Origin of the sequence: Microbacterium immunditiarum (assembly GCF_013409785.1) — a bacterium.
GTDB lineage: Bacteria > Actinomycetota > Actinomycetes > Actinomycetales > Microbacteriaceae > Microbacterium > Microbacterium immunditiarum.
The window spans coordinates 605,658-618,990 of the sequence record NZ_JACCBV010000001.1; the positions used below are offsets into that span (position 1 = coordinate 605,658).

Here is a 13,333-nt window from a genome sequence, read left to right on the forward strand (position 1 = left end):
GCGGGACTCGAGCGACACGGCACCGCCCGCGCCGACGTCGGCCCCGGTCGCGATGAACGTCGTGACGTCGTCGTCGAAGGTGAGGATCGCAACGCCCGCGCCCGCAGCCACTCCGCCGACCCCGACGCCGCTGCCGACCTGCAGCACCGAAACCCGGGCCCGTGCGTCGAGCAGCACGTCGCGGCCCGCACTGATGTCGGCATTGCGCCCGATGAACGCGGTGGTGCCGGCCGGCACCGTCTGCGTGCCGACCGTCGCGGTCGCCGGGGGCTGCGCCGTGGCGGCGGTCACCGATCCCGAGGGGGTGCTGCCGTCGAAGGCGGTCTGCGCCTTCCCCGCGGTGTCGCGGAGGCGATCGGAGTTGCGGCTGTCGCCCGCGGTCTGGCCCGGGTTGTCGGGATCCTCGCCCGGGTTCTCGACACCGCCGAGCGCGCTCGAGGCCCCGCCGCCGTTCAGCATCGCGTCGATGCCCGCCAGGATCGACGTCGTGCCGCCGTTCTCGTTCTGGCCCTGGAGCACGTTGCCGCTGCGCGTCGTCGCGTCGCCGTCCTCGTCCTTGTCGGCGTAGGAGTACTGAGCCACGAGGTTGCCGCCGAGCGTCCACACCGACACCGCGGCGCCGAGTCCGACCACACCGCCGCCCGCGCTGACCGCGAAGCTGCGGATCGACCGGTCGGCCAGCGCGGTGACCGCGATGTCGCGCTTCGCGTTCACAGTCCCCGCGATGAATGCGGTGGTGTCGTTGTGCACGACTCCCACCTCGACGCCGCCTGCGATGCCCGCGATGCCCACTCCGACCGAGCCGGCGATCGCGAGGACGGTCAGCGTGTTGACAGCGACGACACGCACGTCCTGAGAGGCGGATGCCGCATCCTGCGCGGTCGTGTTGATGCGCGCGCCGCTGTCGATGAAGGCGCGCGTGTCGGCATCGATCACCTCGACGGTGACCGCGCCCGCCACGCCCGCGCCGAACCCGCCGGCGCCGGCGATGGCAATCGAGAGCACGTTCTCATCGCTGACGGCGACGACGAGGACGCCGTGCGCGTCGGTCGTGGTGCCGAGCTCACCGCTGTCGCTGAGTGTGCCGTCGTACGTCGTGATCGCGCCCGCTCCGCCGGCCGCGTCCACCGTGGCCGCGCCGATCCACGCCCGCGTGTCCTTCGTGATGACGGCGACCGCGACGCCGACGCCGACGCCCGCCGCCCCCACGCCGATGCCCGCGCCGAGGCCGAAGTGGTCGATGTCGGTCGCGTCGGACGCGAGCACGACGACGTTGCCCCCCGCGACGACCACTGCTCCGGCTCCGATCGAGGCGTAGGTCGTGGCATCGATGACGATCACACCGACGGCGCCGGCGACGGCGACAGTGCCCGATCCGGCGATCGCGATGACTACGACGAGCGCGTCCTCGGCCGCCTGCGCGCGCACCTCGACGTCTCGCACGGCCTCCACACGCGCGGATCCGGCGATCTGCGCCTTGACGGTGTTGTCGATGACGGCGACCTCGACGCCGGGCGTGACCGCGACGGCGCCCGCGATCGCCGCGCCGCCCGCGACGCCGAGGAGCTGGAAGTCGTTCGCCGCGACGACGAGCACGCTCTGGCCGGCGCCCTCCGTGCCCGCGGTCGCGTTGATGCGGGCGCCCTCGCCGATCGTCGCGGTGGTCTCGGCCGTCATGACGTGCACAGCGGCGGACAGCTGCACCGAGACGGTGCCCGACGCGGCGGCGCCGACGCCGAACATCCCGATGTCGTCCCGGTTGAGCGCGACGACCGCGACGCCCGTGAAGCCCGATCGGATGGCGGGCGTCACCACGCGCTGCCCCGTGAGCTGCTCATCCACGAGCGGGTCGTCGTCGGACGTGCTCGGGTCGTAGCCGACGTCGTCGTTCGAGATGCTCGGCGCGGTCACCTGCGACGGGTCGCTTCCGTACGCGACGAACTCGACCCCGAAGCCGCTCGGCACGGCGATGCCGGCCCGGTTGCCGCGGCCGTCCACCTCCGCCCGCGTGCCGATGGAGGCATCCGTCGTCTTGGTGACGATCGGCACCACCACCGCACCGCCGATGCCGGCGGCGCCGCCCGCCGCGACGTTGCCTGCGATGAAGTCGACCTGCGTCGCCGACGAGGCGTACACGAGCACGCTGCCCTCGGCGAGCACGCGGGTCGGGGTTGCCCCGGCCGCGGTACCGCGGATCTGCGCGGTGGACGTGACGTCGATGACGTATACGTCGACCGCCCCTGCGATGCCGACGTTGATCCCGCCGGCGCCGGCACCGGCGACCGACACGATGTCTTCGGACGACGACGCGAGCACGCGAACGTCCTTCTGCGCCTGCACTTGCGCGCCGGCACCGATCCAGGCCCTCGTGCGCTTGGTGATGACACCGACCTCGACGCCGGCGCCGACGCCGGCGATGCCGCCGAGCGCGATCGACCCGGCCACGCCGATGTGGTCGGTGCGGTCGGATGCACGCACGAGCACACCCTGGTCGACGTTCTCGCCCGTCACGCCCTGGTTGATCATCGCGCCGTCGCCGATCCAGGCCTCGACGGTGCGGTCGAGCACGCTCACCGAGCCGGATCCCGCGACGCCGAACCGCGCGCCCGCGCCGACTCCGACGGCGATCGTGCGGATCGTCTCGAACGCGGTCGCGACGACGGCGACGCCCTTGATGAGCTCTGCCTGCGCCGTGTCCGAGGAGTCCTTGGTCCCGGTGCGGGCGAGCAGGCCGCCTCCGCCGCCGAGGGCGTCCACGACCGCTCCGGCGCCGATGAACGCCTGGACGGTCGAGAGGTCGATCTGAAGCGGCACCGCGATGCCGGCCGCGTTCTGTCCGAGCGCGGCGCCGATCGCGACGGCGACGGCCGTGATCTCGTCGGTCGCCTGCACGAGGATGCTGCCTCCGGCCTGCACCGGCGTGGCGGCGGATCCGGTGATCGCCGCGACGATGTCGTGCGCGATCACGTTGACGGTGATCGACCCGCCGACGGCGAGGCTGTCGGCTGCAGCCGCGCCGACCGCGACGCTCACGATGGTCGAGGTCCACGGGACGCCCGAGTCGATGCTCGGGTCGTCGGAGTCGGTCGGGTCACCGGGGATGTCGACGGTGATGTCGCCCAGTGAGACCGAAGGGGGGATGTCCGAGATCGAGGGCTGGTATCCCGCCTTCACGACGATGTCGCGGCCGGCGGTCACGCGCGCGTCGTCGATGCGCGCGCTTATCTGGTCGACGGCATCCGTCTCGCTGTTGAGCAGGTCGGGGTTCGCCTCGGACTGCCCGCCGCCGATGAAGTTGTACGAGATCGCCGCACCGATCGCTGCGCCGCGGAACGAAACACCGACACCGCCCGCGACCGCGACCAGCACGACCGACTCGGTCGCGGTGACGATCACGTCACGCCCGGCGTGGATGCTCGGGCTGTTCGCGATGTGCGCATCGAGCGTGTTGGCGATCGAGTTGACCAGCAGCGTGCCGCCGAGGGCGAAGTTTCCGCCGGTGACGGCGACGCCGAGTCCGATCGCGACGAGGATCGCGTGCGAGGTGGCCGTGACCGACAGATCGGATGCCGAGTTCCGCGCGTCGACGGAGGCGGTCTCGATCGACGCCTCGATCTCGTTCGAGATGAGGTTGTATCCGATCGCCGCGCCGACGGCTGCACCCCGCGTGGATGCGGCGACGCCGCCCGCAATCGACACGATGAGCGACGTGTCGGCAGCCTCCACCGTGATCGGTCCGCCCGCGCTGATCTCCGAGGTTCCGACCGCGGAGTCGGCGACGGTGTCGGCGATCGTCGCCTTGACCGTCATGTCGATGATGTTGATGACGACGGATGCCGCGCCCGCGAGCTTGCCCGACGTGCCGAGCGAGACCGCGAGTCCGACCGCGACGCCGCCGATCTCGCCCGCCGACGTCGCCTTGACGCTCAGCGAGCCGTCGATCGTGAGGTCGACGTCGTCCAGCGTCGCGAGGACGTCGATGTCGAGTTCGCTGTACGCGACGCCCGCGCCGATCGCGAACTGGCCGGTCGCCACGGCGACGGCGGGCGCGATCGCGACGATGCCCGAGTCGTCCTTCGCCTCGACCTCTACGTCGAGGACGGATCCGCTCGTGCCGGCCCGCTCGCTGATGACGCTGGAGCGGATGAAGGCCTCGGTGACGGCGACGATGATGTTCACCGACAGCATGAGTCCGAGCCCGATGTCGGCCTTCGGCCCGGTCGCGACGCCGACGCCCGCACCGAGGGCGTAGATGCGCTGGCCGGTCTCGTCGTTGACGCCGAGCGCCTTGACGGTCAGCAGCGTGCCGCCGATCGTGAGCCGCGAGGACGTGATCGACGCCCGCGTGATCGTCGGGTTCGTGGTCGTGCCGATGAGGTTGATGCCCACACCGAGCCCGATGCCGATGTCGCCGCCGAGCGCGATGCCGATGCCGCCGCCGATCGCGATGATGCGGGTGCTGTCGCTGGCCTGCACGATGACGTCGCCGCCGACGTCGCCGACGGATCCGCGGATCGCCGCGATCGTCTCGTTCAGGATCATGTTCGCCGAGAAGGATCCCGCGACCGCCTTGCTCTCGTTGCCGGCCGCTCCGGCCAGGCCGGCGGCGATCGAGAAGAGATCCCCGCTACGGGTCGCGGTCACCGCGAGATCGCCGGTCGTCGTGAGGTCGGTCGCGACGATGAACGCCAGCGTCTTCACGTCGAGCTGGTTGTAGCTGAAAGCGCCCGCGATGGACTTGGACCCCTCGCGTTGCCCGACCGCGAAGGCTGCCCCGCCAGTGACGGCGAGCTGGAAGAAGTCGTCGATCGCGGTGACGGTGACGTTGCCGGCGTGGATGTGCCCGGCATCCGCGATCGATGCCTGCACGGTGTCGCGAACCAGGTTCACCGAGGCGGCGCCCGCGACGCCGACGCCCGTGGGCGGTGTGGAGGCCTGTGCGCCGAGCAGGTCGAGCGCCTTCTGGGGCGTGCCGTCCGGCGGGGTCGCATCGGGCTCGCCGGGCTTCGAGAACGCGCCCGCCACTGAGAAGGCCCAGAGGTCACCGTCGAGCTTCGCGAGGACGTCAACCGCCCCGGTGACGTCGATGTTGTTCGCTGTGGTGCGAGCGGTGCCGTTCGCCGTCGGCGTGGCATCCGGGTCGCCGATGACCGCCTTGGTCGTGCGGTCGAGGTCGTTGATCGCGACGGAGATCCCGAGGCCGACGCCCTCACCTTTCGCGATCCCACCGACCCAGGTCGCCTGGGTCGTGAGGTCGCCCGCGTACAACCGCACGTCGCGGCCGGTCACGATCGCGTTCGACCCGAGCTTGACGAGCGTGTCGCTGTCCTGCCCGATATAGGCGACCGAGCCCGAGATCGCGAACTTGCCGCCGTTCGACCCGGACTGCACGAGGTCGATGTGGAACATCGCCTCTTCGGCCTTCATGTTGAAGCCGCCGTCGAACCCGCTGTAGATCCGCGCGGTGTCTCCCACGAGCGCGTGCGTCGTGTTGTCCTGCACGAAGACGTAGAACGACCCGCCGACGCCGCCCTTCTTGCCGCCCTCGCTCACTGACGGCGCTTCGAGCCGGTCGCGGAACTTCGCGTCGCGCTTGTCGAGGTCGATGTCCGGCAGCGAGAAGTTGCCCGTCATCGTCAGGAACTGCTGGTAGTTCGTCGCCTCGATCGAGACGACCTGCTCGCCCTCGACTCCGTCGGGATCGGCGCCCGGGCCGCCGACGTTGCGGTTGTTGGGGTGGTCGGATGCCCTCCACTGGAGGTTCTGGTTGATGTCGACGCCGCCCTCGACCTCGGCGACCGCGCGGTTGGTGGGCACGAGCACCGTCACCGCGCCGGCGAGGCCGATCTCCTCCGCGTTCGCGGTCGCCGTGGTCCAGGCGTTGAACAGGCCCTGCAGTCCCAGCGTCGTGTTCAGGTAGTTTTTGATCGCGTCGGGGCCGTCGGTGCGGATCTTGTCCACCAGCTCGCCCCACGACAGCGGGATGTACTGGTCGAACCGAGTCAGGAACGGGTAGGTGACGTCGGCGATCACTCGCGTCGCGCGCAGCCCGTCGAGATCGGCGCCCGTCTTCACCGTCGCGGTGGCGAGGTTGTCGAAGATCGCGACCGCGATCGCGACGCTGATCGCGGTCTCGGCGCTCGTGCCGGCGGTCTGGCCGGTCGCGTCGGTCTGCGGCTCGATGTCGCTCGCCGCGCTGATGTTGATGGTCTGCGCGATCGTCGCCTTGACCTCGAGGTCCTCGTTCGACTCGATGACGGCTGTCGCCCCGACGACCGTGACGACGTCGTGGTCGGCGAAGATGAATGCGAGAGCGCCGCCCACCGACAGGCCGGAGTTGGACGCGACGCCGGCCTTCGCGTGGTTCTCGGTGTACTTCTTCGTGAGCTTGCCGAAGATCTCGTCGGGCACGTTCGTGCCGATGATCTCCTTGAACTTCGCCCACTTGTTCGTCGGGTGGCCGCCGTCCGAGAGGCCGGCACTCGCGCTCGACGAATCCTTCGCCTCGAGCTTCGCGATGATCCCGACGCCGGTGGCGAATCCCGTGTCGAGCACGTGCTTGGCCTCGAACCGGTAGTCCGTTCCGCCGCCGCCGAACACCGGCCCGATGTCGATCAGCACGCCGGCGCGGGCCTCGTTCTCGGTCTCGGCGAGAGCGATGACCTGGGCGGAGGTGAACCGGGTGTCGCCCTGCAGGTTCGTCTGGTTCGTGCTCGCGACGACGTAGTAGGTGTGGCCGTCCTCGAGTCCGTCGATCGGGGCGTTGCCGTTCTGGTGGTAGACGACGGCCTGGCCGAGCTCGAACGTGTTGAACACCGTGCCGGCCGGCCAGCGGAGAGTGATCGAGTCGGCGGCCGCGTCGACGTCCGATGAGTCGAACTTGCGGATATTGTTGCCGGTCGCGGGGCCGGCTGCGGGGTTGAGGTCCACGACGTACTTCGCGAGGCACTCGAGATAGTCCGCGTAGGTGCCGTCATACGTGCACGTGGTCGCGAGCACGGCGTTCCGCTCCGACGAGGCCAGCGCGATGAACTCGGACTCGTCCAGGTTGGCCGTCGTCGGGTCGTCGGGCAGCCAGATGACGTAGTACTCGCGTCCGTCCACCAATCCGCCGATGCTCGTACCGCGGCGGTTCGTGTAGGTCACGGTGTCTTCGGTGACCAGTGCGTGGGGGCCGACGTTGATGCGGTTGCCGGTGTAGTCGACATAACCCGCCTTGGTCATGTCGGTGACCTTCGGATCGATCTCGATCTTCACGACCGAGCCGGCGTCCATGCGGGCGCGCACCGTTCCGAGCACGGTGGTCTCGATGTCGGCATCCGACAGCTCGATCGCGAAGGCGAGACCCGCGGTGCCGTCGGCGAACAGGCCCGACTCGGCCTCCGCCTTCGACTCGACGGTGCCGGCCGCCTGGATGTTCGCGGTCTTCCCGGCGTCGATGGTGACGCCCTGCTCGACGCTGATCGTCGCGACCGCGACGGCGTTGCTGACCGCGATCGCGATGGCGACCTGCGCACCACCCGGGTTCGGCGTGCTCTCTATGTCGCGATCGGTCGACGAGCTCATCTCCGCGTTCGCCGAGGCCGTCGCCGTGATGACGATCGCCGCAGTGCTGGTGATGGTGGCACCCTGCTTGATCGTGACGATCGCCGTCGCCGTCGCCTGCACGTACCCGATGCTGAACATGCTGCTGCTGGCGGTGCCGTTGGCGGCGGCGCCGGCGACCGCGTACAGGCCGACCGTGTCGTCGCCGATCAGCTCGGCGTCGGCACCGATCGTGATGGTGGCGGTGGCCGACTTGATGAGCACCTTGACCGGCAGGGCGATCGCGCCCTCGAGCAGCCCTGTGAGCGGATCGATGACGAAATTCGCGACCTCTTTGCTCGCGCCGAGGTACTCCGCAAGACTGCGGTCCTCGGCCTGCGCGATGAGGAAGATGCCGGTCGCGCGCAGCACCGCGCGATCGCCGATCGCGATCGACACGTTCCGGTCCGAGACGAACACCGGCGAGAGGTTCTCGGCGAACGCGAGGCCGATCTGCCGCACACGGAAGGTGATCCACCCCGCACCAGTGTCGATCGTCACGTCGGGCGAGACCGACACGTGCGCGGCGTACGCCTCGAGCACGCCGCCGTTGGTGTCGATGTCGCCGGTGAAGTTCACGACATCGGCGGCGGGGTCGTCGACGAAGACCGGAAGCTCGTCGCTCTGGCGGCGATTGCCGAAGATGTGAAGCGTGGCGCCGCTCCACCAGCCCGCCGCGAGACTCTGCACCGCGATCGTGTCGGCGCCCTCGCCGCCTTCGACGACGAGGGAGACCTGCGGGATCGTGAAGGTGAGGGTGCTGGTGATCACGCCCGTCGTCGGGTCGTACCAGCCGATGCCGGCGAAGTCGACGCGCATCTCCTGCGCGGTGCTCCCTGCGGAGAGGGTGATGATGTCGTCACCCGACGTGCCGACGATCTTCACGGTGTCGACGCCGGCGAAGATCGCCTGCTGGTGGTCGAGACCGGAGTACGAGATGGTGCGGCCGAACAGGACCGCCGTGCCGGAGGCATCCGCACCGGCTGCGTTGTAGAGGGCGGCGGTCACTCCGCCGCACGAGCTGATGCATTCGATCACCAGCGAGTCGATGCCGTCCGCGCCGCCGGCGACCGAGCCGGACACCGAGCCCGTGGTCGTGACGACGAAGACGTCGACGTTGCCGTCTGTGCCGACGAGGTTCTCGAACGATGTGAATCGGATGCCGGCGACCTTGCCCGAGTCCGCCCCGTCGATGGTCCAGCGCACGTTGGCGTCGGGGGGGCCGCGGATCGTGTCGGAGCCCGACGCCGTGCCGATGATCTCGTCGATGTCGATGAAGGTTCCCCAGCCCTGGACGAGGTTCGCGGGCGGGATGTAGGAGAGCGTGATATCGGACCCATCGGAGAAAGGCGCAGCGCCACTCGATCCGATCGCCTGCACCGAGAGGACGCGGTAGCCGCCCGGGAGCGCGGGCACGGTGATCCCGAGCAGCTGGAACAGGATCCAGTTCGTGGGCTCCTCGGCATCCGTCACGAGCAGCTGCCCACCGCCGTTCGCCGTGTCGATCCGATCGATCGCATCGATGATCGACTGGCCGTCGGCGTCGAGCTCGTCGAGGAAGATCTGGGTCGCCTCGTCCTGCGTCGCGTTGTCGAAGCGCACGGCGCCGCTGCCGGGATCGCCTGCCGCGGTCGACGTCGAGAACACGGCCGAGATGTCGACCGCACCGCCTGCGAGGATCACGAGCACCGGTCCGCCCAGGGCCGACAGGTCGAGCACGTCGCGCGGGGCGACGGCTGCCGTGGCGTCGGCGGCGCCGCCCTCGATGCCGCCCGACAGGCTGCCGCCGGCCAGCACGATGAAGGTGTCGTCGGCGCTGCCGCCGATGAGGTTCTCGACGCCCGTGAACGACAGGGCGGCGGCCGCGCCGCCCGCCCACGCGAGTGAGCCGGTGTCGAGCCCCGAGATGGTCCACTCGTTGTCGACGTCGAGGCCGACCACCGCATCGCTTCCTCCGCCTCCGGCGATCGACCCCGAGATCGAGCCGCCGGCGCTGAGCGCGAAGACGTCGACACCCGTCCGGCCGACGAGGTGCTCGACCGCGGTGAACGTGAAGGCCTCGGTGGCGCCTGCGTTCGCACCGGTGATCGTCCAGTCGGTGTCGACGTCGGGCCCGATGAGGATGTCATCGCCCCCACCGCCGTCGATGATGAGCGTGACGGTCGCGGGGAGCTCTTCCACGGTGATCGTGTCGGCGCCCGCCCCGCCGCGCACCGTCAGGGTCAGATCTGCCGTCGCCGCGATCCGATGCGTCTCACCCGAGCCGTCCGTGAACTCGACCCACACCTCGCTGCCGTTCTGCGACACCCGCATCGTGTGGCCCACGCCGTCCTGGACGGCGACCAGGCAGATCGTGCACGACGCCACATCGACCGGCTCCAGCCCGCTGTACGCGGTCAAGACTCCGTCGCGCGTGACGACGCCGGACTGCGGTCCCGTCACGTACGCGGCGACAGACCCGGATGCCGTCGGCGACACCCGCAGGATGTCGTAGCCGCCCGCACCCCCGTGCACCTCGGCGACGGATCCCGTCGTCGCGAGCACGAAGACGTCCTCGTTGCCGGCCGCGCCCTCGAGCACCTCGACGCCGCGGAAGGCGACCGTCTGCCCGCCCACGACGAGCGCACCGGAACCGGAACCCGTCACGTTCCAGGTCGCGTCGAGCGCGGGTCCGACGAGGCGGTCGGCGCCGCCCTGTCCGTCGAACGTGATCGCGATTCCCGCGAGCGCCGCGAGCGCGGCCGCGGTGATCACGAGCGTGTCCGCGCCCGACGTGCCCTCGATGATGAGCTCGGTGATCGTGCTCAGCTCGCGGCGCTGGTCGCCGATCACGAGGAATCCCTCCTCGACGGTCACGGTCCACGTGCCCGACCCGGTGAGAGCGACAGTCCAGGGGCCGGGTGCGACCGACGCCGTCTCGGATGCTGCGGCCATCGTCTCGGCGGAGGTGCCGTCGGTCGTCGCCGACGAGGACTCGGACACCGTCGGGTCGGCGACCGACCCATCGGCGGCATGGTCTGGGTCACCCTCCGCCTGCTCCACGGAAGCGCCGCCTTCGACGGCGGGCTCGGTGACGGGGGCGGATCCGGTGCCCGAGTCGCTCGACGCGACGGGCTCCGCGGGAGGCGCGGGCTCCGTCGCAGGTGCGGGCTCGGTCGCAGGTGCCGGATCGCTCGTGGTCGGCTCCTCCGTGGGGGCGACGTCTGCGACGCCGTCGTCCCCCGCTGCGAGGCGCAACGGGAAGGCGACGGCCCCGCGAGCGAGTGCCCGCACGACGGTGCGGTCGAGCCCGGCGTCCTCGCCCACGGCGAGGTAGCGCTGCCCCGGTTGCAGGCGGGAGTCCATGATCGCACCGTGGTGGTGCACATCGGCGCGTCCGAGCAGGTGTCCGATCTCGTGCGCGAGCACGGTGCGAAGGTCGATGCGCGTCGCGGCGGGGCCGCTGCCGGCGACGCCGACGACTCCGTCCTGCGACGTGAACTCGATCGAGTCGGTGGGCGTCGGGTCGACGAACCATCCGTGGCCGGCGGCCGTCGCGTCGACGGTGACCGTGCGCCCGCGTGTCACCGCGAGTCGATCGCCAGGGAGGTCGGCCACGCGGATCCGAAGGTCGACTTCCGCGCCCCACAGTCCGACCGCGCTGTCTACGAGCGTCGCGACGGCGGCCGGCGCCACGCTCGCCGCCGAGCTCGCCGCAGCGGTACCGGTGACCCGCAGCGCGAGCTCGTCGTCCAAGGCCCAACCCGGTGCCGGGGCCGCGGTGGGGACGAGCGCCATCGCGATGGCGATGACGGAGGCGGTCAGTGCGGAAGGTCTCCGCGCAAACGCGTGGACACCGCCCCTTCGCCCCGCTGTCATGTCAGCCCGCACCCCGCGACCCTTCCCAGCGCGGCGCACCCGTACTACTCCCCATCGAGTGCGTCGCTCCCATGGCGGCCTGATCGGCACGCCTGAACCCGGATCCTGCCGTGCTCTCAAGCGGACGTCAATGCCTCACTTTGTGAAGCGATTGTTGACACGTTGATGCGACGGTGCGAGGTGTGTCCAATTTTCTATCGGCTGATCAGGTGAAAGTCAAAAAGCCGGCGAACACCAGTTCACGTACCTTCGGAAGCATATCTTTACGCGAAACTGAGGCATCCGCGTCGAGAAGCTCCGCGATCGCGTCGATGAGCACGCCCGCCGGAAGGTCTCCGTCGCAGGCTCCGACGAGAGCCGCGAGCGCGGGGTCGACCGACAGCGTGCGACCGAAGCCGCCGCCCTGGCGCAGCTCGATGACGGTCGGGTCCGCCTCGCCGGGGCGGTGGTGGCGCGCCTCGGTCACGTCGGGAGCGACCGTGAAGACGGATGCCGCGACCCCCGCGTCGTCGAGCCGCGACAGCCGATCGTGGGCGGCGAGCGCTGCCGCGAGGTGCTCGCCGAGCCCCGCCTGATCCGGCACCGCCTGAGCGACGCGCTCGTACCGCGCGAGCGTCGGCGCCCCGTCGGCCGGACGCCGCAGCAGCACATACCCGAACCCGATCTCGGTCACGCCGCGCGAGGCGAAGTCGTCCAGCCACGCGTCGATGAGCCGAGCGAACGCCGGCGTGCCGGGAACCGTCCCCCCGTCGCGCACCCACAGCTCGGCGTACGCGAGCGGGTCGAGCGACTCGCGTTCGACGATCCACGCGTCGAGGGGAGCGGCGGATGCCTCGACCCACCCCCGTACGCGATCGAGACCCGGCGTGCCGTCGCGCGTCTCCCAGTTCGCGAGCAGCTGCGCGATGCCGCCCGGCGCGAGGTGCTCGCCGGCCCCCGTGACGAAGGCGGCGACGAGGTCGTCTCCGACCATGCCGCCGTCGCGGTACTCGTACTCCGGCACGTCGTCGCGTCGAGGCGTGATGACGAAGGGCGGGTTGGACACGATGCGGTCGAACGTCTCGCCCCGCACCGGCTCGAAGAGGCTCCCACGGCGTATCTCCACTCCGTCGACGCCGTTGAGCAGCGCGTTCAGACGCGTATAGGAGAGTGCGCGGTCGGAGATGTCGGTCGCGACGACCCGCGACACGGCGCGACGCGCGCGGAGCGATTGGATGCCGCACCCGCTGCCCACGTCCAGTGCCCGCTCTGCAGGCGTCGGGAGCTGGATCGCGGCGAGCGTGAGCGACGCTCCGCCCACGCCGAGCACGTGGTCTTCCGGGAGCGGTCCGCCCAAGGCCGTCTCATCGAGGTCGCTCGCGATCCACCACTCCCCGTCGCCGCGGGCGTCGGAGAACGACTGCGGGCGGATGAGCGCGAGCGGCCGCGCATCCGGATCACCGCCTCCCGCCGCCACCGTCTCGACGAGTCCGAGGGTCTCGAGGCCTTCGACGCCTGTGCGCGAAAGTGCCCGTGCGACGTCGGCCGCGGGCTGCGGCATGCCCAGCACGAACAGGCGCGAGAGCACCGCCACCGCGTCGTCGCGGCCTGCGAGCCCGCGGAGCGCAGGTCCTCGGAGTCCCCGCACGACTGCGTCGTCCGCAGCCTCGCCCCACCCGGATCGCACGGCCTCGGAGGTGAACCCGGCGCCGCGGAGGTCGTCGGCGAGCGAGCGGCACAGATCGGGATCCGGGTTCGGCGTCACGGCGTCCATTCAACCCCGATCCGACCTGGGGACGACGGGATTGCCCACAGAGACGGCGTCTCACCGGGTCCGCCCGATCCTGACCCGTAGAATCACACGAGATCGTGCGGTCGTGAATCGCACACGAGCGAAACCCCCCAGCATGAC

The 13,333-nt window shown here is 70.5% G+C and carries 2 protein-coding genes (1 of these 2 running past the window's edge); both read right to left on the reverse strand.

Going from position 1 to position 13,333, the window contains the following annotated elements; all coding sequences use genetic code 11:
• On the reverse strand, positions 1 to 11,319 hold the 5' portion of the coding sequence (locus BJ991_RS02735; RefSeq protein WP_179487245.1) for a Calx-beta domain-containing protein. 16,221 nt of this gene lie to the left of the window's left edge; 11,319 of the gene's 27,540 nt are visible here — the first part of the coding sequence; its start codon is at positions 11,317 to 11,319; its stop codon lies beyond the left edge, outside the window.
• 328 nt (positions 11,320 to 11,647) lie between these two features.
• Complete coding sequence (locus BJ991_RS02740) at positions 11,648 to 13,195, reverse strand: DUF7059 domain-containing protein (RefSeq protein ID WP_179487247.1); 1,548 nt, start codon at positions 13,193 to 13,195, stop codon at positions 11,648 to 11,650.
• Between the last annotated feature and the right edge of the window lie 138 nt (positions 13,196 to 13,333).

What these genes read in the sequence shown, in the direction of transcription:
- BJ991_RS02740 (WP_179487247.1), bottom strand. Translation starts at nt 13,195, where the DNA reads ATGGACGCCGTGACGCCGAACCCGGATCCCGATCTGTGCCGCTCGCTC.